Below are 25,944 nucleotides of genomic sequence, written 5' to 3'. Positions count from 1 at the left end.
GTTTTTGGTTTTTATTTTTCGGTCTCTTGTTTAAAAGCAAATGTAATAAAAACTTCATCATTCACTTTGATGGTTCCTAATACTTTTTTAGGCGGCTCAATATTAAAATCAGTTAAGTTGACTTTTAACGATCCTTTTATCAGGATCTCAGAAGTATCGCACGCGCTTATTTTGCATGGCACAACATACTCGTGTGTGTGCCCGGCAAGTGTTATTGTTGCATTCAGATCCCTTTTTTCAACAGGACCGGTAATTGCTTTTTCGTTGTTGGGTTCAATATCAATTTGTATAACAGGATATTCTGTGGCTTTTAACAATTCCAGAAAATCTTTGCGCATGTGTTGGTTACTGCCTGTAAATTCTTTAACCGGAACAATAACCTCCTGTTGCCAGGTCAGGCGGTCGGATTGCTGTTCGTTGCCTACAAGGCGGGGCGCTTCATGAATAAATTCGAAACGGTTGATGTTTGACGAGCCCTGGATAAGAACAAAATTGCTGCAATTTTCAGGCGTCTTGCCATTTGGCTTATCCGAGGCTGAAGCCCCAACGATTGAGAAAGTCAGGAAAAGCGATAAAAAGTAATATTTCAGCAATGTTTTTTTCATACTATTCGAATGGTTTGTTTTCAGAGCTTATAGTATGTGCTTCATTTGTTTTGGTTATTTATTGGGGTGTAACCTTCGTACCTGTTCGTTTCATGTAAGAAGTTGAGGAATGCCCGCAATAACCCGGGCATTCCATCTTTTCTGTACTAACTGTCCAAATTAAAATGAAATGGCTGCTTCTAACACCACGCCATTAAATTTTCCCCCATCAATATCTCCATGAGCAGGTCCATCATATTTTTGATTCACATAGTCAAGTTTAACAACTACGTTTTCGGTCATAAACCAGCCACCGCCAATGTTGGTGCGGTTAACTTCTGAGTCAAGACCATCAGAAACGTGGTTATAACGTGTTCCAACGTAGAAACTTCCGATGCGGTATAATGCCTGAATTGCTGTTTGAGTAAAATCCTGATCGGCACCTTTTCTTATGCCATTCATTGTTTCGTAAACTCCGAATACTTCAAGTCCTTTGTATTGCAGGAATACGTTAGCCATGTAGCTGTTCAGTTTTGTTTGGCCACTACCCGGGCTCCATCGTCCTGAACGGAAGTTGTCGCCTTCGGCTGCAGCTGTTTGCATTACGTTGTAGTAACGTGCACCAGCACGGTCGCCATCCCAAAGGTAAGCACCGCTGTGTCCGTCTGGAGCGTGGAAGCCTGAAAGTGAAGCACGAACACGTAAATCATCGTTAATGTTTTTGTCGTAAGCCAGTTTCCAGTTAAACGCAAGGTCTTCACCAATGTCGTTACCGCGTCCGTAGTTCATACGTCCGTTGTTTACACCGGCAACTGCAATAAAACCGTCTTTTCTGAACATGAATTCCATTCCAGGGTTGCTTGTGAAAGCATCCATAATCCAGTTACCCACAAACGGGTTGTTAATTACATTACCGTTGTTACTGCGGAAATAGTGTGCATCACCGTAATCCGGCATCATAACACCTGCTTTAATAGTCAGGTATTGCATCAGTTTCTCACTACCTTTCAGGAAAGGCATGTAATCAATGATCAGGTATCCACCTTCAACCCAGGCCTCGTTATGGTGACGCGACGACATGTAGTTGTTGATGAACAGCTGAATACCCGGAGCCAAATCAGTTGTAATGCTCAGGTTCGCAGTTGGTAAATTGAAGTTATGTTTCAGGTCGATCAATTCCACATCAGCTTCATGATCGAGTGACTGTAACTGAATAGCAAAATCGCCTCCAACTTTAACTTTCACATTTTCGAAAGTCGTAGGATCAAGTTTGGCTTTTTCAAATTGTCCGTAAGCCACAGATCCAATCAGGAAGACTGTTAATAATAATGCTAACTTTTTCATTCTAATTAAATTTTAAATGGTTATATATCAATAAAATATGTGGTGTGGTGTTAATTTGCTTTGCTGGTTTGCATGTTTTGGAGAACAATGTCGAAATGAATAAACACTTCGTCGCCTGTTTTTAGGGTTCCCATCATAGCTGTTGGCGGATCAATGCCAAAATCGCTCATTTTTACCGGAATCTTTCCGCTAACTTTAAACTGATCGTCTTTAGCTTCAGCTACCGTAAACTCAAGCTCAACTTCTTTTTCCTTACCTGCAATCTGAAGTTTTCCTTTGGTTTTGGTAAGCGAGTTGGCTGTTGCCGATACAGTTGCGTCAGCACTAAAACTAATCTTCGGATGGTCATCAGAATCGAGCGCTTTGTGCGCTTTGTTATCCATAATTTTGTTATCGCTTGTAATGCTCTCAGCTAAACACGAAAATTTGATGGATTCGATTGAAATTTGCTGATTTTCATCTGCCGAAGCCGACACCAAACAGTCGTAATCTTCAACCGCCATTTCCCAGTCGTGAATCGATGAAGTTCCGGTAACCATTAGTTTACTGTTGCTCTCATTTTCTTCGTAGCTCACTTGAGCTACTGATAAGTTACTTGCCAGAAGAATGGCAAATAGGCTTATAATCAATTTGTTGTACGATTTCATTTTTTTCATAACTACTAAAACTATATGTCCTATCGAATAAGTAGGTCAAATATAAATAAAGAAATATTTCGTGAATCATGACTAAAGTCAGATTTGTTAATTTTTGCTAAAAAAATAGCCTCTTCTTAATGTTTAGTTTACATTTCAAAACATGCAGGATTGTCCGTGCTGAAGTAACCTTAATTCATCCCATTCGTTAATAAATTGAAGCTGTGGTAAATAGATAATGTGATGAGGGTTTTGATTTTAATTTTGGGTTTATTTTCAGCAGTGGAATGTAGTTCGCAAAACGATGCATTTTTTAATGAGCGCCGGAAAATGGTGGAATCGCAGTTAAAAAACCGGGGAATTGGCAACGATTTGGTTTTGGATGCATTTCTGCAGGTTCCGCGGCACGAATTTGTTTTGCCCGAGTATATGAAGTGGGCTTATACCGATGGTCCATTGCCAATAAACGAGGGCCAAACCATTTCGCAACCCTACATAGTTGCTTATATGACCGAGGTTTTGGAACTTCAGAGAACGGATCGTGTTTTGGAAATTGGCACCGGCTCGGGTTACCAGGCAGCTATTTTGGCGCAATTGTGCGATTCGGTTTATACCATCGAACTTTTTGAGGAGTTAAACAAGTCGGCAACCAAAGTTTTTCGGAAGCTGGAATACACCAATATATACAGCAAGGTTGGCGACGGTTATTTGGGGTGGCCCGAAAAAGCGCCTTTTGATGCTATAATAGTAACCTGTTCGCCATCGCATGTGCCCGAACCTTTGCAAGCGCAGTTGGCTGAAGGAGGGAGGATGATTATTCCTGTGGTGGCCGGTTACATCCAAAAGCTGGTATTGCTGCAAAAAAAGAATGGAAAAATCAGGAAGAAAGATGTGCTGCCTGTGCGTTTTGTGCCCATGCTTGATGAGCAGGGTGAGAAATATTAAACACCAAGAACTGAACCACAATAGACACATAGGAATCATTAGGTGTTCCACTGTTAAATTGTTCCATTGTCAAATTGCGAAACTGCTAACTGCGACTGTAAACTGTTTACTTTCCTCAGATTCTGCAATCTAAAATCGTTAATCATTATTCGAAATTCATTATTCAATTGCTCCTCATTCACTCAATAACTCATTCACGATACTACTTTTAAATGGTTCTATTGCCAAATTGTAAAACTGAAAACTGTGACTGAAAACTGCAAACTTTCTTCCCTCTTCTGCAATCTTAATTCGTTAATCTTCATTCGTTATTCTCCTTCCTTCTGCCTACTCATTCACTCAATAACTCATTCACGATACTACTTTTAAATGGTTCTATTGCCAAATTGTAAAACTGAAAACTGTGACTGAAAACTGCAAACTTTCTTCCCTCTTCTGCAATCTTAATTCGTTAATCATCATTCAACTACTCATTATTCCCAATTCCAGCATTCTGCTACCGGTTGCTACAAAGCACCAAATTTTATAATCCAGCCATCACTTCGGGTGTTGGTTTCTTCTTGTAAACCCGGGCCAATTACTACAAAACCACCGTCGGAGCTGTTTATAATTCGCGATGCGTTATCGTTATTAAAATGCAGGTTAAGTAACTTTTCGTTTAGTTCGTTACCATCCGGATCGATATTTAATAACCAGGGCCCAACATTTCCGAGGAACGATGTGGCTTTTATTCCGGCTACCATAAAAGTGCCATCGGGGCGAATTGTTAGGGCGTTTCCGCCTTCCGAACCTTCGCGGTCGACACTTTTGGTCCACAAAATTTCGCCGCTTGCGTCGATCTTGTTCAAAACCAGGTCGTAATCAAAAATAGGATCGGCGGAGTTGATGTCACTTAAACATTTTCCGTTCCAGCCAACAACCATAAAAGCACTGTCGGGAGAGCAGCAAATACATTCGGGCCACACTTTTTGGTCGGGTGTTTTAATCCACGAATACCATTTTGCTTTTCCCGTATAACTAATGCGTATGGCAACAATGTCGCAATTGTTTTTACCGGTTTCGCTAACCTGGGCCGCTAGGGCATAATCGCTGTCAGGAAGTTTTTTTATTGCCCGCGCACACCCCGACATGTTGGTCATAAATAATCGTTCCATGGTTATTTCACCATTTTCATTCAGTGTGGCCATTAAAATTTTCGGATCATCAGGGTTTTCGCTTTTCGAGCCGGCAATGGCAAAGCGGTTTTCGGGCAGCGAAATAATGTCTTCAACCGACAGGTATTCAGCATCTAAAGTCTTTTCCCATAATTTTGTTCCGTTTTCATCCAGCCGCACCAAAAGGCAACTTTGCGTTTCGCCCTCTGATGAAGTGCCCAGCAGAACGTAGCTTTTATCGGTGAGCTGTGTAAGACGTTTCGGAATTTCGTTTTTTTCGGTACCAATAATTTTTGTCCAAAGTGTGTCGCCATTTTCATCAAAACGAATCAGTTGAAAATCAAAGGAGTGCCCGGCAACTTTAACCGCTCCGGTAACCGCGTAACCTTTGTTGGCGTCTTCTATAATATCAGTATAAAAGTCGCAGCCCCTTGCACCCGATTGTTTTTGCCACTGAGGTTCGGGTATTTGCGCAAGCGAGGATGCGATACCCGCAAAGTAAAAAATGATGGTGTATAGCAGTGTTTTTTGCATGTTTTTAGTTGTCGATAGGTTTTTAATCGGATTCGTTTATTGCATGTATACAATGTATTGCTCGTTTCCCGCTATTTTGGTTCCATGTCTTTATACCCAAAATGCTGAGTATGGGTTTCAGCAGATTATCCACAAATGATTATGGTTTTTTCCGATTGTGATATAAAAATTGCTTCCGGCTTAGGAAAGATTAAAAATCAGAGTTTTGAGAACGGTCAACTTTCATTAAATTAGCAAAAGTAAAATCTATTCACATGTTGAAAATCAAATCGTTTCTCACCTTATTTACTGCAATTTTGTATTTGTCAGCGTTTGGGCAGCAAATCGATGCGTCGAGGCAGTGGAGTATGTACCGCGGAAAATCTATTTCCGGTTATCTGGATAACGCCAATCTGCCCGAAACGTGGGATGTCGCTACCAATAAAAATATTGCCTGGCAAACGGCCATTCCCGGCCTGGGGCATTCGTGCCCAATTGTTTGGGGCGACAAGGTTTTTGTAACCACAGCAGTTAGTGAACAAGATGAGGGCGATGTAAAAACCGGTATTTACGGATCGATAGGTTCAGTGCCGGATAGTTCTATTCATTATTGGCGGGTGTATTGTGTGAATAAACATTCGGGAGAAATCGAGTGGGAAAAAACCTCGTATACTGGTATTCCCGAGCAAAAACGTCATCCCATGTCGTCGCATGCCAATTGTACGCCGGCAACAAACGGCGAATTTGTAGTAGCTTTTTTCGGATCGGAAGGATTGTACTGTTACGATATGGATGGAAAACTGCAGTGGTCGAAAGATTTTGGAGTGCTAAAATCGTCGTTCTTTCTGGTGAAGGAAGCCGAATGGGAATTTTCAAGCTCGCCACTCATTCATAATAATGTGGTCATTATTCAGTGCGATGTGCAGGAGAACTCGTTTGTAGCAGCTTACGATATTAAAACCGGCGAAGAGCTGTGGAAACAGAATCGCGACGAATATCCAGGCTGGTCAACTCCAAATATTTATTCTGAAGGTGAAAAGGACATTGTTGTGGTGAATGGATATAAGCACCGCGGAGGTTACGATTTTAAAACCGGTAAAGAAATATGGCGAATGTCCGGAGGAGGCGATATTCCGGTTCCGTCGCCGGTTATTGGCAACGATTATATTTATTTTAACAGTGCCCACGGCAAGGTTTCGCCGGTTTATGCCATTCAGAAAAATGCGGTGGGCGATATTACTTTGGAAGAACGGGCAACTTCGAATGAATTTGTAAAATGGGCAAAACTACGTGGTGGCTCTTACATGGGAACCATGTTGTTGTATGATGGTTACCTGTACAACGCACGTTGGAACGGGCGTCTGACATGCTACGATGCCAAAACCGGAGAGGAGATGTACTCGGAAAAAGTAGGTGAAGGAAACAGTTATACATCGTCGCCGGTGGCTGCCGACGGAATAGTGTATATTGCTGATAACGATGGTAATGTGTATTCGGTAAAAGCGGGCCCGGAATATGAACTTTTAGCAACGAATAAATTGGAACAGACGGTTATGTCGACACCGGCTATAACCGAGGGTTACCTTTTAATCAGAACGGCCAAAAATCTCATCGCCATTTCTGAAATGGAATGATGAATTTTAAAAAGTTTTAAATTCGCTTAACCTTGGATTGAAGCATTTTTCAAAACTCAGGAATTTGTATACTTTCGTCGCTTATTTAGAAATTTAGACATGTGGATTAAACTATCCAGACTAATCCTTAGGAATCGAATCCTCTTTCTTTCAGTTTTGGCTGTTATTACCATTTTTCTGGGATATCATGCCCGAAAAGTGGAGATGTCGTATGAGTATGCTTCATTGTTGCCAAAGAAAGATCAAGCCTATAAAGATTATCAGAATTTTGTAAAAATATTTGGTCAGGAAGGCAACCTGATCATTGTTGGTGTACAGGACTCGAATTTTTTTCGCCTCGATCATTTTAATGCATGGAAAACGCTGTGCAATGATTTGAAAGAAGTGGATGGCGTTGAAAATCTGCTTTCGGTATCAAACACCTACAACCTTGAAAAAAACAAGGACGAAAAACAGTTTGAAGTTGTAAATACCTTTCCGGATACGATTTCAACTCAGGAAGAACTGGATGCCTGCGTGGCCGAATTTAAGCGGCTGCCCTTCTACCGAAAACTGGTTTATAACGACGAAACCGACACCTACCTGCTGGCTATTACGGTAAACAAGGATAAAATGGCAAGCAAGGAGCGCGAAGACCTGGTTGCCGGAATTCAGGAGGTTTGCCATAATTTCGAGCAGAAAGAAGATGTAAAGCTTCATTACTCGGGGGTGCCTTACATCAGGGTAGTAAACTCGGTAAAAATTAAGCGCGAGTTGTACATGTTCAGTGTGCTGGCGCTGTTAATTTGTATCGTGGTACTGTTCCTGTTCTTCCGGTCGTTTAAAGCTGTTTTTGTTCCGGTACTTATTGTAATCGTTGGCGTTATCTGGGCCATGGGAATGTTGTCGCTGTTTGGCTACAAAATCACCCTTTTATCCGGAATGATTCCGCCTTTGTTAATCGTTATCGGAATTCCGAACAGTATTTACATGCTGAATAAATTCCATCATGAATACGTTAGCCACGGAAATAAAATAAAAGCACTGCAGCGTGTAATCATTAAAATTGGTAATGCCACCTTTTTAACCAACCTTACCACGGCTTCAGGATTTGCTACGTTTGTTATTGTAAAGAGCGATATTTTGCGGCAGTTTGGTATCATCGCCTCGCTGAACATTCTGGGGCTTTTTATTCTTTCGCTGCTGCTTATTCCAATTATATTCAGTTTTATCGGAGCGCCATCGTCGCGCCACGTTGGTCATCTCGATAGTAAGCTTGTGACTTCGATAATCCGTAAACTGATGCACATTACCCAAAATTACCGGCAGGTGGTTTACTTTGCAACTATCGGTATAATTGTGGTAAGCATTTACGGAATTACCCTAATGAAAAGTTCAGGTTATATGCTCGACGATATCCCGGAAGATGATCCTGTTTATGTCGATCTGAAATTTTTTGAAAGCAACTTTAACGGACTGATGCCTTTGGAAATTATGGTCGACACCAAAAAGCCACAGGGCGTTATGCAGCTAAGCACTTTCCAAAAAATAGAGCAGTTGGAAGAACGCCTGGCCGAATATCCAGAACTGTCGGCATCAATTTCGCTGCTTAACCTGCTTAAGTTTGCCAAACAGGCGTTTTATAATGGCCACGAGCGCTATTACAGTCTGCCCAATAACCGCGAGAAGAACTTTATCCTGCAATATGCAGCAACGGGCGAGGAGAATGCCGGGTTGTTACATTCGTTTATGGACAGCACACGACAAATTACCCGAATCAGCATCCGTGTTAAAGACGTGGGCACCAAACGAATGGAGGAATTGTATACGCAGTTTAATGCCGATATCGACTCGATTTTTACTTCCGACAAATACGATGTAACCGTTAGCGGATCAAGTATTATAGCTTTTAAAGGAAACCAGTATTTATTAAAGAACCTTTTTTCGAGTTTGGGGCTGGCTATTTTGCTGATTTCCACATTTATGGCCATTATGTTCTCTTCGTGGAGAATGGTGATTTTATCGCTTACACCAAACATAATCCCGCTGATTTTTACCGCGGCGGTAATGGGATTTACGGGAATTCCGATAAAGGCGTCAACCATTCTGGTATTTAGCATCGCTTTTGGTATTTCGGTTGATAATACGATTCACTTTTTGGCCAAATACCGGCAGGAGCTGAACATGACCAACTGGGACATCCGAAAATCGGTGGTAATTGCATTAAAAGAAACCGGTGTTAGTATGTTGTACACGTCGGTGGTGTTGTTCTTTGGATTCGGAATTTTTACCATTTCCAACTTCGGAGGAACACAGGCCATGGGAATTTTGGTTTCGTTAACCTTGTTGGTTGCCGTAACATCAAACCTGATTTTGCTGCCATCGTTATTGTCGGGCCTTGAGCGCCTTACAACAACCGAAGCCTTTAAAGAACCACTGCTTCATATTTACGATGAAGAAGAAGATATTGAACTTGATGACCTGGAAATTGTTCCTGATGACGAATTAAATTTGGGAAACTAATGTATACCGTAGAAGAACTTCAAAACAGAGTGAGTGCCGAAATTGAAAAGCGCTCGAAAGAACTGCTCAGTAATCAACCGGTTGAATTGTATGCACCAATAAAGTATTCGCTTGATATGGGTGGAAAACGTTTGCGTCCGGTGTTGGTTTTGCTGGCCTGTAATATGTTTTCCGAAACTGTTGAGCAGGCCATTCCTGCCGCTGTTGGTATTGAAGTTTTCCACAATTTTACACTGCTTCACGATGATATAATGGACAAAGCGGATGTGCGCAGAAGCCGCCCGACTGTTCATAGACAATTCAGCGAAAATGCAGCTATTTTATCCGGCGATGCCATGGCTTTTCAATCGTATCGGTATTTCCTAGAAGAACGTTCAGAAGCACTGCCCGAAGTGCTTGAGGTATTCAGTAAAACCGCTTTGGAAGTTTGCGAAGGCCAGCAATTCGACATGGATTTTGAACAGCGAATGGATGTTACCGAAGAGGAATACCTTGAAATGATTCGCCTGAAAACAGCTGTTCTGTTGGCATGTAGTTTAAAGGTGGGGGCACTTTTAGCCAATGCTCCCGAAAACCTTGCAAACCAGCTTTACGATTTTGGCATTAACCTGGGACTGGCTTTCCAGCTTCAGGATGATTTGTTGGATACTTTTGGCGATCAGGCGGTGTTTGGTAAACAAATTGGCGGCGATATTCTTGCCAATAAAAAAACATTCTTACTGATTAATGCCCTGGCAAAAGCTTCGGAAAATGAAAAAGCAACGCTGATAAACTGGATTGAGAAAACAGACTTTGATCCGAAGGAAAAAATTGCTGCCGTTACCAAACTTTACCACTCGGTTGGAGTAAAAAATATTGCCGAAGAAAAAGTAAATGACTTTTTCAATCGTGCTATCTGTATTTTAGATGATTTAAATGTGCAGGATGTTGTAAAACAGCCACTTCGAAACCTTGCGCACAAAATGCTTACACGTAAGCATTAGAGGGCTTTTACCCGGTTATATAAAATTACAAAAGCGAATTCCCATCTTGCATAGAAACAAAACTATGCTAAATTTGTTGGGTCTATAAAATTTTAACGAAAAACGGTTTAAACCGGACTTAAATCTAATCCAATATGGCTCAGAGCATAGGAAAAATATTACAGGTTATCGGACCTGTAGTAGATGTTAGTTTCGATAGTGAAGGCAGTGAACTTCCATCAATTTACGATGCATTGGAAATTCCCCGCGAAGGCAAAGAAAGTTTAATAATAGAATGTCAGCAACATGTTGGCGAAAACACTATTCGTTGTGTTGCAATGGATTCAACCGATGGATTGCAACGTGGTACCGCGGTACATGCTCTGGGTAAGCCTATTACCATGCCAAAAGGAGAGATTGCATTGGGTCGCTTGTTAAATGTAGTAGGCGACTCGGTTGACGGATTAGAGCAATTGCCAAAAGAAGGATTGAACATTCATAACGAACCACCAAAATACGAAGATTTAACAACTGAAACCGAAGTTTTATACACGGGTATTAAGGTAATCGACCTGATTGAGCCTTATGCAAAAGGTGGTAAAATTGGTTTGTTTGGTGGTGCCGGTGTTGGAAAAACCGTATTGATCCAGGAGCTGATCAACAACATTGCACTGGCACACTCGGGATTATCGGTATTTGCCGGTGTTGGAGAACGTACCCGTGAAGGAAACGACTTGCTTCGTGAGATGATTGAAGCCAACATCGTAGATTACGGTGAAGAATTCAAGAAATCGATGGAAGAAGGTAGTTGGGACCTTTCGAAAGTTGATCCGGAGCGACTAAAAAAATCGAAGCTGGCCATGGTATTTGGTCAGATGAATGAGCCACCGGGTGCACGTGCACGTGTTGCACTTTCAGGATTAACAATTGCTGAAAGTTTGCGCGATGGCGACGGTTCTGCCGGAAGTGGTCGTGATATTCTTTTCTTCGTCGACAATATTTTCCGTTTTACGCAAGCGGGAGCTGAAACTTCGGCACTGCTCGGTCGTATGCCATCGGCAGTAGGTTACCAGCCAACGCTGGCCACCGAAATGGGTGTTATGCAGGAACGGATTACCTCTACAAAAAATGGTTCGATTACTTCGGTACAGGCGGTTTACGTGCCTGCTGATGACTTGACCGACCCTGCGCCGGCAACAACATTTGCCCACCTCGATGCCACAACGGTATTAAGTCGTAAAATTGCCGAGTTGGGTATTTATCCTGCGGTTGACCCGCTCGATTCTTCATCGCGTATTCTTACTCCTGAAATTGTTGGCGATGAGCATTACAGCTGCGCACAGGATGTGATTATGTTGCTACAGCGTTACACCGAATTGCAGGATATTATCGCAATTCTGGGTATGGACGAACTTTCGGAAGAAGACAAGTTGGTAGTTCACCGTGCACGTCGTGTTCAGCGTTTCCTTTCGCAGCCGTTCTTTGTTGCTTCGGCATTTACCGGGTTGGAAGGAAAACTGGTTTCGATTGAAGATACCATTAAAGGTTTCAGAATGATTATGAACGGCGAGGTTGACAAATATCCTGAAGCTGCATTTAACCTTGTTGGTACTATTGAGGAGGCCATCGAAAAAGGTGAAAAATTGTTAGCTGATAACTAAAATCAGAAAGGAAAACCATGCATTTAGAAATAATTACACCGGATAAAAAAGTTTTTGAAGGGGAAGTAAAACTCATTCAACTTCCGGGAAGCAAAGGTGGCTTTGAAATACTTAAAAACCATGCGCCAATTATTTCAACACTCGAAAAAGGTGTGCTGAAAATTATAGAAAAAAGTGGCGAAGAGCAGCATTTTGAAGTTGACGGAGGTGTAATTGAAAATAAGGCAAATAAAATTATTGTATTGGTTGAATCAACTTAGTGCAATAAAGATAAGATAGTTAAAGAGTCCCCGTAGAAATCTTCTGCGGGGATTTTTTGTGTCACCAATTCGAGTTCTCCAAAATTATGATATCTTAGATACTTTGTAAAAAATGAAGGTCAAATTTCTGGTAATACGTTTTAGCTCCATTGGCGATATTGTTCTTACAACGCCGGTTGTACGTGGTTTGAAGCAACAGGTGGAGAATGCAGAAGTGCACTTTGTAACCAAAAAGAAGTTTGCCTGCCTGGTTTATTCCAATCCGCATATCGATAAGGTTCATTTTCTCGAGGATAATATGGGGATGCTGATTCACGAATTGGCAAAAGAAAACTACGACTATATTATCGACCTTCATAACAATTTCAGAAGCAATAAAATAAAACGCCGCCTAAAAATGCAGTCGTTTGCGGTGAATAAAATCAATTGGGAGAAGTTTCTGATGATTCGTTTAAAGATGAATCGCTTGCCCGATGTGCACATCGTGGACCGGTACCTGGAAACGGCTTCGGTTTTTGATGTAAAAAATGATAACAAAGGGCTCGATTATTTTATCGATGAAACAACTTCGTTTAAGCAGAATGATTTGCCCGAGTCTTTTCAGAATGGTTATGTGGCGTTTGTAATCGCCGGCACTTATTTTACTAAAAAACTACCCGTTCATAAGGTCAGCGAAATCTGTCAGAAGATTCCATATCCTGTAATTTTGCTGGGCGGTAAAAATGAATACGACGAAGGCGAAAAGGTACTTTCGCAGTCGAAAGGCAATGTGCTGAATTTTGCCGGAAAAATATCACTTAACCAATCGGCTTCATTATTACGCGATTCGCGACTGGTGCTGGCTAACGACACGGGATTAATGCATATTGCAGCGGCTTTTAAAAAGAATATCTATTCGTTTTGGGGGAATACCATTCCGGAGTTTGGAATGACACCCTATCAGCCGGGAGAGTCATCGGAAATAATGCAGGTAAACGACTTGAGGTGTCGTCCCTGTTCCAAGCTTGGCCACCAGAAATGCCCTAAAAAGCATTTCAAATGTATGGAAGATATTGATATTGAAAAGGCTGTTGAGTGGATCAACACTAATTTCTGAACTACCGGAAGGTTGTTTCGTTTTATTCCGATCAAATATAATTCGTATTTTTAATCTCATGTCTCAATACTCATATTTGGAAATCTCTTAATCTGTAATATATGAAACGTCGTTCCTTTTTTAAAACAACAGCCCTGGGTGGTTCTGTTGTCGCCTTAAGTGGTGTAACTGCTTGTGTGCAAGAGTCTGCTGTGCAGGGAGAAGCTGATCTGGCAGCATTTGATTTAAATGAAACAACGGCAACGGAACTGCAGCAAAAAATGGAATCCGGAGAATTGACAGCAGAAATTATCTGCCAAAAATACCTCGATCGTATTGCGTTGGTCGATCCGTATTTAAGGTCGGTAATTGAGCTTAACCCGGAGGCGCTGGATATTGCCCGAAAACTGGATGAGGAACGACAAAACGGAACAGTTCGCGGACCTTTGCACGGTATTCCGGTAATGATTAAAGACAATATTGACACGGGCGATAAAATGCAAACCACTGCCGGATCGCTGGCATTGGAGGGCAATGTGGTGGAAAAGGATGCATTTATTGTAAAAAAATTACGCGATGCCGGAGCTGTTTTGCTGGGGAAAACCAACCTCAGCGAGTGGGCAAATTTCCGGTCCACCAATTCTTCAAGTGGTTGGAGCGGAAGAGGTGGACAAGTGCGAAATCCGTTTTGTCTTGATCGTAGTCCGTGTGGTTCCAGCTCGGGCACTGGGGCAGCTGTTTCGGGTAACCTCAGCACTATTGGTATTGGTACCGAAACCAACGGTTCTATTGTTTGTCCGTCGGGAATTAACGGGATAGTGGGCATTAAACCTACTCTGGGTATGTGGAGCCGCCAGGGAATTATCCCAATTGCGCACAGTCAGGATACTGCCGGCCCGATGGCCCGAAATGTTACCGATGCTGCAATTTTACTGGGGGCTTTGGCCGGGTTTGATGCTGATGACGCTGAAACGCATTTAGAGCAAGGAAAAATTTACAACGACTATACTTCTTTTCTAAAACCGGACGGATTAAAAGGAAAACGAATTGGTATAGCTTTGCAAATGATACCATCGCATGAGAAGGTGAAGGAATTAATGAAAAATGCCATTGCGGTGATGCAGAAAAGCGGTGCTGAGTTGGTTGAAGATGTGAAATTTGAAACGAATCGCAAATGGGGGAACCCATCTTACGAAGTGCTGCTTTATGAATTTAAAGCTGACCTGAATAAATACCTACAGGAACATCCTTCTGCACCACGAAAATCGCTGGCAGAACTGATCGAGTTTAACAAGGCCAATGCCGATAAAGAAATGCCCTGGTTTGGGCATGAGATTTTTGAAGAGGCACAGGCAAAAGGCGATTTGAACTCGGAAGAATACCTGCAAGCGCTGGCCGATTCAAAACGTTATGCAGGGAAAGAAGGAATTGATGCCTTGATGGATGCCCACAATCTGGATGCGATAATTGCTCCAACAAACGGTCCGACTTGGAGTATCGACTGGGTAAACGGCGACAGTTTTACCGGTGGTAGTTCTTCGCCGGCAGCTATTTCCGGCTATCCGAATATTACGGTGCCCATGGGATTTGTTGAAGGTCTCCCGATTGGACTTTCATTCTTTGGCCGGGCCTGGAGCGAGCCTGTTTTGCTTGAGATTGCCTATGCTTTCGAGCAAGTTACCAAACATCGGAAGGCTCCGGAGTTCAAAAAATCGTTGATGGGATAAAACTCTTCTTCACATTTGTTGTTTAAGAAGTCCTTCCCAAAAGTTACATAGGGAAGACACAAAGTCTCGCAAAAATTTTTGCGTTATCTTTGCAGCAAATTTACAGGTATGAAGGAGCGATTATTCGGGAAAACATTAGGGGAATTGCAGGAGTTGGTGGTAGAGTTGGGGCTGCCAAAATTTACGGCTAAACAAATCACAGATTGGTTGTATAAAAAGCAGATCAGCTCGATTGAGGAGATGACCAATCTCTCGAAAAAAGCCCGTGAATTGCTGAACGAACGCTTTGAGTATGGTTTAACGCCTTACACAAAAGTGAGTGCCAGTATCGATGGTACACGAAAATATCTGTTCCCGACAATCCAGAATAAATTTATCGAAACGGCGATGATTCCTGAGCGCGACCGGAAGACGGTTTGTGTGAGTTCGCAGGTAGGATGTAAAATGGGGTGCCTGTTTTGTTTTACGGCGAAACAAGGTTTTCAGGGGCAACTTTCTGCCGGAGAGATTATCAACCAGATAAAAAGTATCGACGAAGTAGAAGAGGTAAGCAACATTGTATACATGGGAATGGGCGAACCTTTTGATAACCTCGAAGAAGTTTTGAAAAGCCTCAAAATCCTGACATCGGAATGGGGATTTGCCATGAGTCCGCGACGAATAACTGTTTCAACCATCGGAATCATTCCCGGGATGTTGACTTTCCTTGAAAAAAGCGAGGCACACCTGGCAGTGAGTCTGCACACACCTTTCCACGAAGAGCGCCAGAAAATTATGCCGGTTCAGGTGGCTTACCCGGTTGAAGAGGTGGTTGAAGAAATAAAAAGCTGGGACTTTGGCCGTCAGCGCCGTGTGTCGTTCGAATACATTTTGTTTGAAGATTTGAATGATTCACAGAAACATGTTGATGAACTGGCCCGATTACTCAGTGGGTTGAAGTGCCGAATTAACCTGATTCGTTTTCATCCGGTCCCCGGAACGCCGCTTAAAAGCCCGGGAGAAGAAACTATTCAGCGATTTAAAAATGCACTGAATAACAAGGGAATTCTAACCACAATACGTGCTTCGCGTGGGCAGGATATTTATGCTGCCTGCGGTTTACTTTCTACCAAAGAATTGGTGAAATAGGGCCTTTTTATAATCAGGATAAATGCATATTTAGGTTTATATATCCAGGTGAAACCAGTTGTTATTCCCTTTCACATAAGTAAAATGAATGCTGGCAGCCAGCCAGGGGATCACAGGTGTCCAAATCCGTATTTTTGTTCCCAGTGAAACCCGGGGTTTTCTTCTGTACATGTAAAAATACCTGTCATTGGCCATCCCAAAATGCGTATAAATCGAATGCTCCAGTGCAAACCAGCTGTAATAGAGGTAGGTAAATCCTCCGTTTAATTTAATGTTGTAACTTCCTTTTCCCGATTCCTGTCCGTTAACAATCCCTTTTACATCGTTTGAATTTAAATAATGAAGAAGCGAAGGTAATGTAGATGTTGTATATCCGGTAGAAAAAGAAGCAGCAAGTTCAACAACCCGGTTAAGCGTATTGTAGTAAGAAGCGCCAAAGTCAAATTCATGGTAGGCAGGGCTGTTTTTGTCGAGCCCGATCCCTGCAGTGTACGACGCCGAAATGGAATAGCCATTGTGTTGATGCCTGATGCGGTTGATCAAACCAATGGATTCACTTACCGAAAGCGCCAGATAGTTAACAGTATAATCAGCTACTAAAGGAATGTCCGTATCAATTAATGAAGTATCTGTTTTGTGTTGAAATAAATTCCAGCCAAAGTTGGGCGAAAAGGTGTATTTATAATCGGTGTGCCAGGGATTACCAACATTGCCCGAAAACTGTTTGGCATGGTAGGCAATAGCAGAAACCTTTTTATTGTTTTTATAACGGAAATTATTGCCCGTGCTGCCTGAGGCCAAAAACGAAAGAGTCATGTTTTTGTGCAACAATTGGCGCGGAATCCCTACCGATAATTTATAAGAACTTTTGTAGGTTCCTATACTGCCATTTAGTCCCAGGTTAATGTTCCGTCCTAAAAAATTTTCATCAGAGAAACCCATAGATACTTTTTTGTCGTCTTTATTTCCGCTGATAGTGACATATGGCACAAGGTTGAAAGCATCTTTAGTGGTTAAAATAAGAACATGGTTTGTTAGTGAAACAGAATCGACAGAATAGGAAACACTGGCAAAATTACCGGTGTTCCAAATACGGCTGATTGACCTGTTAAGGGTTTCTTCGCTTACAGTGTCGCCAATACTAAAAAGCAGTTCTTCAAGGATAATTTTATCTTTTGTCCGCCAGTTTTTATGGATGGCAATCGAATCGATTTGCCAGTTTTCAGTTGGTTTGTTCTCCTGTGAAAACACATCAGTAAAAATGTAAAGTAGAAATATAATCAAATAGATGTTCTTGCTCATAAACTTAAAAATACATCCCTGTAATTTTAGTCGGAAATAAAAGGGGATGTTTGGGATAAAATGTAATTATATGGGGTAATGCTGAATCCGGCTGGGACAAAAAGATAATATACGGGATAAATGAATAGCCCATTCTTCTATCAATCTGGACAAGCTAAAACCAGACAGATAGATATTATGTTAATCTATCGTCGATTTAGTTGGTCAAGTTGGTCAGACAAAATTTATTAACCAACGTTTCTTCCTTTTTGTGTTTCTTCTATTTGATATGACAGTTCGAATGGAGAAGAGCTGGTTACAACAATTTTTATCTCCTGATGATGATCGATTAGTCAGTAGTTTTAAAAATGCCCTGAATAACAAGGGAATTCTAACCACAATACGTGCTTCGCGTGGGCAGGATATTTGTGCTGCCTGCGGTTTGTTGTCTACCAAAGAATTGGTGAAGTAGTTAAATCAGGAATTGAATAAAATTATCTTTGGTAATAACTTGAAATTCTGCATGGGGATAGGCTTTTTCCCATGCTTTTGGAATCCTGGTTTTTTTAGGAGAGAATTTAAATTCGTAAGCATATAGTTTTCCATCGCGTTCCTCTATCAAATCAATTTCCTGTTGATCGTAAGTACGCCAGAAATAGTCGTTAGCAAAAATCCTTTTGTAGTGTCTGGTTTTAATTCTTTCCATAAAAAGAAAATTTTCCCAAAGCATTCCGTGGTCGTTTCTCTGTGATAGTGGCGCAAAATTGTTGATGATGGCGTTCCTTACACCGTTATCCCAAAAATAGTATCGTGATGATTTTACAACTTCTTTCCGAAGGTTTCGTGAAAATCCTCCAACTTTTTTAATAACAAATGCTTTCTCCAGAAGATCAAGGTAGCGCTCTACACTCTGTTTGGCGATTCCCAGATTATTTCCCAGTTCCGTCATCGATACTTCGTGTCCTATTTGAAATGCCAATAGCTTTAACAGATCTGTAATCTTTGATGGATTTTTTATGTTTTCAAGTTCCAGAATATCTTTAAAAAGATACGAATCGCGCAGTGCATATAGATATTCTGTCTTTTCATTTATATCTTCAGAGGTTAATGCTTCCGGATAGCTACCGAAAATAATTAGGTTTTCTAGCTGCTCCCGGATTTTCATTCCTCCGGTTTCTGGAAAAAGTTCATTAATGGAAAGTGGATATAATATACGTGTTGTACTTCTTCCGGTTAATGGTTCTCCAATTTTGTTCGAAAGATCAAAAGAAGAGGAACCTGTAACAATTATCGTTTTGTCTGGAAAATGGTCAATTAGAAGCTTTAATGCCAATCCAACTTGGGGAATTCGTTGTGCTTCATCGATAAAAATAAGATCGTAACTTTTAAAATTCAGATCTAACTGACTAAGCTTTTGGGAAGATAATATGTCGCGTAGTTCCATGTTGTCACCGGTGCCAGCATAAATTGAACCTTCAAATGGAGCAATTAATTTTTTTAACAGCTCTGTTTTTCCAACCCTTCGGGGACCATACAACACAAAAACTTTACCTTTTTGAAATATTTTATCGGGTTGTTCCTCAAGGTATCTTTTATACCATTTTGATCTCATAGAAATTTCCTTTTTGTACCAGAAAGATACGAGAAATGAACGATAAATGAAAATTAGGGAAGTGTGGTTCCTTAATTTATTCAAATTAGGGAGTATTTGATGCTCTTTTTAGCTGTGTAGACAAATTACAGGTAGCTACAATTGGTTTATTCCAGATTTTTAAAAATTATTAAGGGCAAGAATCGGGTTTGGTTCATGACATTAGTCTGAATCTAAAGGAGCTCTTCCATGCTAAATTTTGATTTCAGCTGTACGCCTTTTTCCGTATCCTGCACCGATGCACATTCGGTGTAATAATCGTGTTCAAAAAACAGGATATAGTCTTTTTCGGCAGCTTCTTTCAGAAATTTTCCTTTCTCTTCCATTACTTTAACCGGATCGAGATCGTAAGCCGAAACCCACAGCAATGGAATGTTGGCGGCAGTAGGAAACAAATCGGAGGTATAAACAAACGAGTGTTTCCCGGTGTGGAGGATGGGCAGCATTTGTCCCGGCGTGTGGCCATCGAAAAACCTTATCTCAAATCCTGGCAGAAATTCTCCTTCTTCTTCAATCAGCTGTAATTTTCCCGAGTCCATCATAAAATCCAGCACCGGCCGATGGAAAGCTGCCTGCTCGCGTGGATTCGAAATTTTAGCGTGTTCCCATTGAGTTTTGCTGCTCCACAAAGTTGCATTCGGAAAGGTAAGCTCCAGTTTTCCGTCAACATTTTTAACGGCTCCGGTGCAGTGGTCCCAATGCAGGTGGGTGAAAAATACATCGGTAATATCAGCAGCTGAATAACCTTTTTCGGCCAACGATTTTTCTAGTTCGTCAACCGAAGTTACTCCGTTGTTTTTGAGGTGTTTTTCGGGGTAGTGGTTTCCAATTCCGGTTTCGATAAGTATTATACGTTCAGCGATTTCCACCAACAGACAACGTAATGTGAGCTGCGTGAAATTATCTTCGTTGCACGGATAAACTTTGTTCCACAATACTTTTGGGATGGCGCCAAACAAGGCTCCTCCATCGCAATGAAAATGACCGGCAGAAATCGGAATTAGCTTCATAAAAAAAGTTTGAAGTCGGAAGTTGGGTGCACGAAGTTTTCGAAGCAATCTCTTTTCCAACTTTTGTTATTGGCTGTAAAAGTAAATGAATTTAACGGGGTGTAAGACCATGACGCTGCTGAAAAGCCGAATCTAACGAAAAGTTCATAACATGGTCAACCACACCCGTATAATCTTTTATCCCCGATTTTATATTGTTGTGTTTTAAATACGCATCGTTAAGTTTCGAAGCTGTTTTGTCCATGGTTGCATTACGCAGTTTGTTCCAGTGTTCAGTTATTCTGTTGATGTCTGCCTGTACTTCGGGCGAAATCTTGGCAACAAGATCTTTATAGGCCTCCAGACCACGGGCCTGCCTGAAAAAATGAAATGAAATAAACAATTTAGCCGAATACCTGATTTGTTGCGACGAGCTGTTTAAACAAACCAGCCACGCGTAAAAGTTTGCTTCTGCCTCGCTTGTTATGCCCAGCTGGTGCGCTTTTTCGTGTGCCAAAACATAGGGGTATTCAATGGGTAAAATCTTTTTGTTTACATGAACTTCATTAAAAAATGGTCCGAAATAACCGGTGATTCCTGATTTTACATAAAATCCGCTGAAAGTGATTGTTTTGTCGGGGCGTTTGCCCATCGGGTACGCGAACTGTAAAACCGGAGCCAGGTGTTGGTACGATTCTTCAATTAAGCGATCGATTTCAGCTTTGTCAACAGTGTCAAAATCGCAATGTAATTGGTTTAGTTCAGTAACGTACTGGTGAATAAATTGCACAAATTCCTCCGTATCGGGTTCCCGGTCTTTTATTCCCAATCGGTCGGGTAACGGCGAGCGGAAATAGTTGAATCCCCAAAGCACATAAAACAGGATATATACTGTGGCAATAGTATTCAGCAAAAATTTTCCGGCAGCTTTCCATTTTATACGTTTTGTAAATAGTTGAACGAGCAGAACTACAGGCATTAAGATCAAAATCGCGTAAAAACTATCATCAAGCGAAAAAGGAAAAACAAAAGAAATGGTTGAAAGTATTGAAGCTATAAATGGATAGATTCGCTGCGCATACCAGGTTTCAACAAAGCCGGGATGTCGGCGCAGGATAAGTGTAAGCGCAAAAACAATTCCTGCCAACGCCGGAAGAATAAGCCATTTGTGTTTTCTGTCTGTTCTCAATTTTTTTCGGGTAAATATACAAGACAAAATTTAAAGATATTCGGGACGGTCGTCTCTTTCACTTTTGCTCGTGGCTGTTAGACATGCAAAACAGGTGGTGGGTTTTTGATTTTTTGGAGTGAATCGTATTGACCAAAATTTATTTTTAATTATAATATAAATTCTTTTTGACAGAATACAGCCTATTATAAAATACATTTGTTATAATTGCTTTCAGTTTAAAATCAAAAAACATTTTATAATGATTAAGGCATATTCTTTTTTGCTAATGGTTGGGGGACTGTTAGCGGGGTTAAATGGATTTTGTGAAGGTAAAGATGGAAAAGCAATGGAAGTACATAAACGTGCAATAACAATTGATACACATTGTGATACGCCAATGGCGCTGTTGGAAGGCAATCTGGATGTGGGGGTAGCAAACAAAGCGCCGGGAAGCCGGGTTGATTTTCCGAGAATGGAAGAAGGTGGATTGGATGCCATATTTTTTGCGGCATTTACCAGTCAGCGGCCACGCACCGAAGAGAATACGCAGAATGCCTACGAAATGGCGAATAAGATGATTGAGAAAACTTATGAGGTGTGCAAAAATTATAACAGCATGGCCGAAGTGGCCACTACTCCCGGGGATGTTGTTCGCCTAAAAAAGGAAGGTAAACGTGCCATTTACATCGGTATGGAAAACGGATTTCCACTGGGTCAGGAACTCAACAGAGTAGAGGAGTTTTACAATAAAGGAGTTCGTTACATCACACTTTGTCACTCATCGAACAATGATGTTTGCGATTCTTCAACCGACAAAAAAGGGCCTGAATTTAACGGATTAAGCCCCTTTGGAAAAGAGGTGGTAAAAGAAATGAACCGCCTCGGAATGCTAATCGATGTTTCGCATATTTCAGACAAATCATTTTACGATGTGGTAGAGCTGAGCAAGGTTCCGGTTTTTGCTTCGCACTCGAGTGTGCGTGCAATTGCCAGTCATAAGCGAAACATGACCGATGATATGATAAAAGCACTGGCTAAAAACGGTGGTGTAATTCAGATTTGTTTGCTCGACGACTACATTAAAGATCCCGATACTACCACTGTCCGTTATCAGAAAGAACAGGAAATAAGAAAAATTTTCAATACACGTTTTGCAAAAATGAGCGAAGAGGAGCAGGCAGAAGTGCGGAGACAGTGGCGCGAACTGGATGAGAAATACCCCAAACAATTGCCAACTGTTGCCGATTGTGTAGATCATATCGATCATGTAAAAAAACTGGTAGGAATTGATTACGTTGGGATTGGCTCGGATTTTGATGGCGGCGGCGGACTGGCCGATTGTGCCGATGTGAGCCAGATGCCAAACATCACAGCCGAAATGTTAAAACGTGGTTATACCGAAGAGGAAATTGCCAAAGTTTGGGGCGGGAATTTCCTGCGCGTATTTTCAGCGGTTATTCAAAAGAGTTCGGTTAATTAACAGACAAAAACGAAAATTATTCTATATTTGACTGATAATATATCTTCTATTTAATATAATCATCACCGGGGCCGTCTTTCCCCATTTTTTGATGATGAGGTTTGCACTTTCTTTTTATTAAATAGGCAAGATTAACGACAGGATTAAAATTTATTTTGTCCGTCCGAGTTATTAACATTTCCCAATATGGGAAAATTAACAAAGATAATTCTGAAAGTACTGATTTATTAAGGGCTTTGTGAATATCTTTTTACGCAACATATAGTTGCATTTGTTAATAAATTGTCGTAGTTTGCCATAGTTGTAAAGAGAAAATTTGTATCGTCATTAAAAGAATTGTTGTATTAGGGATATTTGTCTTGCTAATATCACTCAGGTGTGGTGCACAACAAGATCCTATTTTCACCTCATACATGTATAATGGCCAAATCATTAACCCGGCTTATGCAGGAATGTGGGAAAAGATAGGTTTTACCACCTTAGTAAGAAAACAGTGGGCCGGGATTAACCGTTCGCCTCTGACTGAATACATTTCATTTCACTCACCTTTACGAAACGAAGCTGTTGGTGTTGGACTCAACATCATGAACGACACTTTTGGTCGCGAAAAGCGCTTAACTGTACTGGGCGATTACGCCTACGAAGTATACCTATCGCGCCGTACACGTATGCGAATGGGCGTGAAATTTGGTTTTACCAACTATAAAAACCCGCTTACCGAATACATTTTATATCCCGACGGAAAGTACGACAGGGCTTTTGATGAAGATGTAGATTTATCATTTCTTCCCAATTTCGGTTTCGGAATATTTATTTACCAGGATTATTTTTATGCCGGATTCTCTATTCCCAAACTTATTGAAAACGATCTGAAAGAGAATTTTCATAACTATTCTACCAGTGCCGAGGTGCGTACCATATACCTGAACGGTGGTTACGTGTTTCCGCTCGACCCCTTTAATTATTTTGTGTTCAAACCCACATTGCTGGTTAAGGCAACCTGGGGTACGCCAATTCAGATTGATTTGGCTGCCAATTTTATGATCCGCGAAAAACTTTGGCTAGGTGTTTTGGGGCGTACCGGTGGTGCCATATGTTTTACCGGAAACTGGATGTTTAGCAACAAGTTTAGAGTGGGATTTGCAATGGACATAACAACAAACGAAATATACCCATATCAGAACGGAACCTTTGAGTTTACGTTTGGTTTTGATGTGGACTTTTTTGGACGTAGCTATTTAAGGTCCAGATACTTTTAATGACGAAAGACTCAATTACAAACCCGAAAATGAATGTATAACGGTTAAATTGAAATTTATGTAAAGACGAAAATTATTAAAAAAAAGAATTGATTAGTGACCAAATCGAAACATAACCAGACTTTAAAAACAGCATTCTTTTTGCTGGCTGTTTTTCTGTGTTTTACAGAACCCAATGCTGTGAGTAGTGAGAGCTATGCCTCATTCTCTCCTGCAATAGATTCTGTAATGGGTTTTGTTTCACCCTCAATTTCAAACCAATCACTTTCGGAAATTTCGGGCAACCCTGCTTCTCAAGACGATACAACTGGCATTGTTTGTCCGGAAGATATCTCCATATATACCGACCTGAATTCCTGTGTGGCAGTTATCAGCAATGGTTTAGACATTTCCGATCCCAACGGCATCATTTCAACACTCAGCTGGGAAATGACAGGTGCAACCGAAGCCGCTTCGAACGGTTCCGGTATCAACCAAATTGGCAGTTATACTTTTAATCAGGGAACAACAGTAATTACTTATCGTGGTGCAACTCTTTACAACAACTCAATTAACTGCACCTTTACTGTTACGGTTTCAGATAACCAGGTTCCACGGTTAATCAGCTCTCCCGGACACATAACGGTTCGGAACCTGCCCGGGGAATGTTATGCCAATGTAAGTTGGACCGAACCATCTGCCACGGATAATTGTGTACCTCAGGATAAATTGATTTATACCAGTAATTACAGTTCGGGTCAGCGGTTTCCTGTTGGTTCAACCCTGGTTGAATATCGAATTAGCGATGGAGTAAATACGGCGGTTCATAATTTTACCGTAACCGTAACCGATGCTGAAGCACCGCAACTGATTGCACCACCGGATTCGGAAAGCGAATGTGGACAACCGGTACCGGATGCTTTCACAACGTGGGCACAATTTGAACAGGCTGGCGGAAGTGCCAATGACAACTGTTCGGTTAATTACGGTAGTTTTAGGTACGTGGGTCAAACCAGCAGCGGTATAACCTGCCCCTACAAAGTAACACGTACCTATAGTATTTCGGATGATGATGGCAATGTAAGCGAAGTTAAGCATGTAATTGAGGTAACAGGAGAAGGAATGGCTTATGAAGCCACAGTTGAATCGACCGAACCGGAAGTACTTTTAGAACCCGGAGCAGAAACGCAGGCCGAAATCTTATTCTCAAAAACCGATGTTAGTTGTAAAGGCAGCAGAACCGGAATGGTTGACCTGACCGTAAATGGTACATCAGGAATCGTAAGTTTTGTATGGTCGACACAAAACGGAAGTGGTATTGTGCAGGGAGCTGAAGACCAAAGTACCTTAAGCGATGGCGACTATACCGTAATGGTTTACGAGGATGGCGTTCGTTTATTGTCCTTCGATTTTAGTATTTTGGTATCCGATAATCAGGCACCGGTGCTAAATGCTCCTGCAGCAATTCAACGAAAATGCGGGCAATCTATCCCGGCTGCTTATTCAACCTGGTCTGAATTTGCCAATGCAGGCGGTACAGTTCGAGACAATTGTCAAATTTATTATTCAAGTTTCCGCCTGGCTTCTGAATCGAAAAGCAATCCGGACTGCCCCTACACCCTTACACGGGTTTATGAAATTACCGATGTAAACGGAAACCGCGGAGTTGCCGAGCATTTGATTGCTGTTGAAGCGGAAGAGGTTGTTTTGAAATCGGGGATGGGAACGGCAGCAACGATAAGTTATTCCAAAACTGATGTCTCTTGTTATGGGGGTAGTGATGGGGCGATAGATTTATCGATAACTGATGGGAGTGGAGCATATACCTACTCTTGGACAACCTCAGATGGTAGTGGTTTGTCAGCTTCAGCTGAAGATCAGACAGGTCTTTCGGCGGGAACATATAGTGTCACAGTTACGGATGATGGTGATGCCAGTACAGTTAGCACGAGCATTACCATCACGCAGCCGGCTGAAGTGATCCTGACGACGAGTGCCACGAATGTAAGC

The 25,944-nt window shown here is 41.5% G+C and carries 21 protein-coding genes; 13 read left to right on the top strand and 8 right to left on the bottom strand.

Annotated features, from left to right (window positions below; all coding sequences use genetic code 11):
• Nucleotides 1-11: 11 nt before the first annotated feature.
• From LH29_RS00100 to LH29_RS00090, 3 genes are all read right to left on the bottom strand, one after another.
• The gene (locus tag LH29_RS00100) at nucleotides 12-605 is read right to left on the bottom strand and encodes a YceI family protein (protein ID WP_045025502.1); all 594 of its coding nucleotides are present in this window, start codon (nucleotides 603-605) and stop codon (nucleotides 12-14) included.
• A gap of 159 nt (nucleotides 606-764) precedes the next feature.
• Nucleotides 765-1,928 carry a porin family protein gene (locus LH29_RS00095; protein WP_045025500.1) on the bottom strand — a complete coding sequence of 388 codons (1,164 nt, stop codon included), beginning with the start codon at nucleotides 1,926-1,928 and terminating at the stop codon, nucleotides 765-767.
• A gap of 50 nt (nucleotides 1,929-1,978) precedes the next feature.
• Nucleotides 1,979-2,584 carry a YceI family protein gene (locus LH29_RS00090; RefSeq protein ID WP_045025496.1) on the bottom strand — a complete coding sequence of 202 codons (606 nt, stop codon included), beginning with the start codon at nucleotides 2,582-2,584 and terminating at the stop codon, nucleotides 1,979-1,981.
• A 222-nt stretch (nucleotides 2,585-2,806) separates the two neighbouring features.
• On the opposite strand from LH29_RS00090, the gene LH29_RS00085 reads away from it, so the two are divergent.
• Nucleotides 2,807-3,508 carry a protein-L-isoaspartate(D-aspartate) O-methyltransferase gene (locus LH29_RS00085; RefSeq protein ID WP_045025494.1) on the top strand — a complete coding sequence of 234 codons (702 nt, stop codon included), beginning with the start codon at nucleotides 2,807-2,809 and terminating at the stop codon, nucleotides 3,506-3,508.
• A 506-nt stretch (nucleotides 3,509-4,014) separates the two neighbouring features.
• On the opposite strand, the gene LH29_RS00080 is transcribed toward LH29_RS00085, so the two are convergent.
• On the bottom strand, nucleotides 4,015-5,196 hold the full coding sequence (locus LH29_RS00080; RefSeq protein WP_045025491.1) for a hypothetical protein: 1,182 nt from the start codon (nucleotides 5,194-5,196) through the stop codon (nucleotides 4,015-4,017).
• 254 nt (nucleotides 5,197-5,450) lie between these two features.
• Between LH29_RS00080 and LH29_RS00075 the strand changes: the two genes are divergently transcribed.
• From LH29_RS00075 to rlmN, 8 genes are all read left to right on the top strand, one after another.
• A complete protein-coding gene (locus LH29_RS00075; protein WP_052670457.1) occupies nucleotides 5,451-6,809 on the top strand; it encodes an outer membrane protein assembly factor BamB family protein in 1,359 nt (452 codons plus the stop codon).
• A gap of 99 nt (nucleotides 6,810-6,908) precedes the next feature.
• A complete protein-coding gene (locus LH29_RS00070; protein ID WP_045025489.1) occupies nucleotides 6,909-9,311 on the top strand; it encodes an efflux RND transporter permease subunit in 2,403 nt (800 codons plus the stop codon).
• Nucleotides 9,311-10,294 (top strand): polyprenyl synthetase family protein, encoded by a 984-nt coding sequence (locus tag LH29_RS00065; protein ID WP_045025486.1) that lies wholly within the window; start codon nucleotides 9,311-9,313, stop codon nucleotides 10,292-10,294. The genes LH29_RS00070 and LH29_RS00065 overlap by 1 nt, the downstream gene beginning before the upstream one ends.
• A gap of 134 nt (nucleotides 10,295-10,428) precedes the next feature.
• Nucleotides 10,429-11,934 carry a F0F1 ATP synthase subunit beta gene (atpD, locus tag LH29_RS00060; protein ID WP_045025483.1) on the top strand — a complete coding sequence of 502 codons (1,506 nt, stop codon included), beginning with the start codon at nucleotides 10,429-10,431 and terminating at the stop codon, nucleotides 11,932-11,934.
• Nucleotides 11,935-11,951: 17 nt separating this feature from the next.
• Complete coding sequence (gene atpC, locus LH29_RS00055; protein ID WP_045025481.1) at nucleotides 11,952-12,194, top strand: ATP synthase F1 subunit epsilon; 243 nt, start codon at nucleotides 11,952-11,954, stop codon at nucleotides 12,192-12,194.
• A gap of 112 nt (nucleotides 12,195-12,306) precedes the next feature.
• The gene (locus LH29_RS00050) at nucleotides 12,307-13,290 is read left to right on the top strand and encodes a glycosyltransferase family 9 protein (RefSeq protein WP_045025479.1); all 984 of its coding nucleotides are present in this window, start codon (nucleotides 12,307-12,309) and stop codon (nucleotides 13,288-13,290) included.
• Nucleotides 13,291-13,391: 101 nt separating this feature from the next.
• Entirely contained in the window at nucleotides 13,392-14,996 is a 1,605-nt protein-coding gene (locus tag LH29_RS00045) for an amidase (protein WP_045025476.1), read from the top strand.
• 108 nt (nucleotides 14,997-15,104) lie between these two features.
• Nucleotides 15,105-16,124, top strand: a complete 1,020-nt coding sequence (gene rlmN / locus LH29_RS00040; protein WP_045025474.1) for a 23S rRNA (adenine(2503)-C(2))-methyltransferase RlmN — start codon at nucleotides 15,105-15,107, stop codon at nucleotides 16,122-16,124.
• A gap of 36 nt (nucleotides 16,125-16,160) precedes the next feature.
• Here the strand turns inward: rlmN and LH29_RS00035 are convergent, their stop codons facing one another.
• Nucleotides 16,161-17,426: a BamA/TamA family outer membrane protein gene (locus LH29_RS00035; RefSeq protein ID WP_045025471.1), complete on the bottom strand. Its 1,266-nt coding sequence runs from the start codon at nucleotides 17,424-17,426 to the stop codon at nucleotides 16,161-16,163.
• Between the two features lie 280 nt (nucleotides 17,427-17,706).
• Here LH29_RS00035 and LH29_RS24710 point away from each other — a divergent pair, with 280 nt between their 5' ends.
• Complete coding sequence (locus tag LH29_RS24710) at nucleotides 17,707-17,877, top strand: hypothetical protein (protein ID WP_198152310.1); 171 nt, start codon at nucleotides 17,707-17,709, stop codon at nucleotides 17,875-17,877.
• Here LH29_RS24710 and LH29_RS00030 read toward each other — a convergent pair whose 3' ends face one another.
• From LH29_RS00030 to LH29_RS00020, 3 genes are all read right to left on the bottom strand, one after another.
• Complete coding sequence (locus tag LH29_RS00030; protein WP_052670456.1) at nucleotides 17,878-19,017, bottom strand: ATP-binding protein; 1,140 nt, start codon at nucleotides 19,015-19,017, stop codon at nucleotides 17,878-17,880.
• 212 nt (nucleotides 19,018-19,229) lie between these two features.
• Nucleotides 19,230-20,066 carry an MBL fold metallo-hydrolase gene (locus LH29_RS00025; protein ID WP_045025470.1) on the bottom strand — a complete coding sequence of 279 codons (837 nt, stop codon included), beginning with the start codon at nucleotides 20,064-20,066 and terminating at the stop codon, nucleotides 19,230-19,232.
• A gap of 91 nt (nucleotides 20,067-20,157) precedes the next feature.
• On the bottom strand, nucleotides 20,158-21,234 hold the full coding sequence (locus LH29_RS00020; RefSeq protein ID WP_045025469.1) for a DUF3810 domain-containing protein: 1,077 nt from the start codon (nucleotides 21,232-21,234) through the stop codon (nucleotides 20,158-20,160).
• Nucleotides 21,235-21,475: 241 nt separating this feature from the next.
• Between LH29_RS00020 and LH29_RS00015 the strand changes: the two genes are divergently transcribed.
• From LH29_RS00015 to LH29_RS00005, 3 genes are all read left to right on the top strand, one after another.
• Nucleotides 21,476-22,696, top strand: coding sequence for a dipeptidase (locus LH29_RS00015; RefSeq protein ID WP_052670453.1), 1,221 nt, complete (start codon nucleotides 21,476-21,478; stop codon nucleotides 22,694-22,696).
• Nucleotides 22,697-22,977: 281 nt separating this feature from the next.
• Nucleotides 22,978-23,955 (top strand): PorP/SprF family type IX secretion system membrane protein, encoded by a 978-nt coding sequence (locus tag LH29_RS00010; protein WP_082063352.1) that lies wholly within the window; start codon nucleotides 22,978-22,980, stop codon nucleotides 23,953-23,955.
• 96 nt (nucleotides 23,956-24,051) lie between these two features.
• Nucleotides 24,052-25,944, top strand: a 1,893-nt coding sequence (locus tag LH29_RS00005; protein ID WP_045025466.1) for an HYR domain-containing protein, incomplete at its 3' end; no start/stop codon positions are given.

Source organism: Draconibacterium sediminis (assembly GCF_000949475.1).
Classification (GTDB): Bacteria; Bacteroidota; Bacteroidia; order Bacteroidales; family Prolixibacteraceae; genus Draconibacterium; species Draconibacterium sediminis.
This window is presented reverse-complemented; position numbering and strand designations above follow the sequence as displayed.

Coding starts and splice junctions, on each gene's coding strand:
- LH29_RS00100 (WP_045025502.1), bottom strand. CDS start 605: ATGAAAAAAACATTGCTGAAATATTACTTTTTATCGCTTTTCCTGACT.
- LH29_RS00095 (WP_045025500.1), bottom strand. CDS start 1,928: ATGAAAAAGTTAGCATTATTATTAACAGTCTTCCTGATTGGATCTGTG.
- LH29_RS00090 (WP_045025496.1), bottom strand. CDS start 2,584: ATGAAAAAAATGAAATCGTACAACAAATTGATTATAAGCCTATTTGCC.
- LH29_RS00085 (WP_045025494.1), top strand. CDS start 2,807: ATGAGGGTTTTGATTTTAATTTTGGGTTTATTTTCAGCAGTGGAATGT.
- LH29_RS00080 (WP_045025491.1), bottom strand. CDS start 5,196: ATGCAAAAAACACTGCTATACACCATCATTTTTTACTTTGCGGGTATC.
- LH29_RS00075 (WP_052670457.1), top strand. CDS start 5,451: ATGTTGAAAATCAAATCGTTTCTCACCTTATTTACTGCAATTTTGTAT.
- LH29_RS00070 (WP_045025489.1), top strand. CDS start 6,909: ATGTGGATTAAACTATCCAGACTAATCCTTAGGAATCGAATCCTCTTT.
- LH29_RS00065 (WP_045025486.1), top strand. CDS start 9,311: ATGTATACCGTAGAAGAACTTCAAAACAGAGTGAGTGCCGAAATTGAA.
- atpD (WP_045025483.1), top strand. CDS start 10,429: ATGGCTCAGAGCATAGGAAAAATATTACAGGTTATCGGACCTGTAGTA.
- atpC (WP_045025481.1), top strand. CDS start 11,952: ATGCATTTAGAAATAATTACACCGGATAAAAAAGTTTTTGAAGGGGAA.
- LH29_RS00050 (WP_045025479.1), top strand. CDS start 12,307: ATGAAGGTCAAATTTCTGGTAATACGTTTTAGCTCCATTGGCGATATT.
- LH29_RS00045 (WP_045025476.1), top strand. CDS start 13,392: ATGAAACGTCGTTCCTTTTTTAAAACAACAGCCCTGGGTGGTTCTGTT.
- rlmN (WP_045025474.1), top strand. CDS start 15,105: ATGAAGGAGCGATTATTCGGGAAAACATTAGGGGAATTGCAGGAGTTG.
- LH29_RS00035 (WP_045025471.1), bottom strand. CDS start 17,426: ATGAGCAAGAACATCTATTTGATTATATTTCTACTTTACATTTTTACT.
- LH29_RS24710 (WP_198152310.1), top strand. CDS start 17,707: ATGGAGAAGAGCTGGTTACAACAATTTTTATCTCCTGATGATGATCGA.
- LH29_RS00030 (WP_052670456.1), bottom strand. CDS start 19,017: ATGAGATCAAAATGGTATAAAAGATACCTTGAGGAACAACCCGATAAA.
- LH29_RS00025 (WP_045025470.1), bottom strand. CDS start 20,066: ATGAAGCTAATTCCGATTTCTGCCGGTCATTTTCATTGCGATGGAGGA.
- LH29_RS00015 (WP_052670453.1), top strand. CDS start 21,476: ATGATTAAGGCATATTCTTTTTTGCTAATGGTTGGGGGACTGTTAGCG.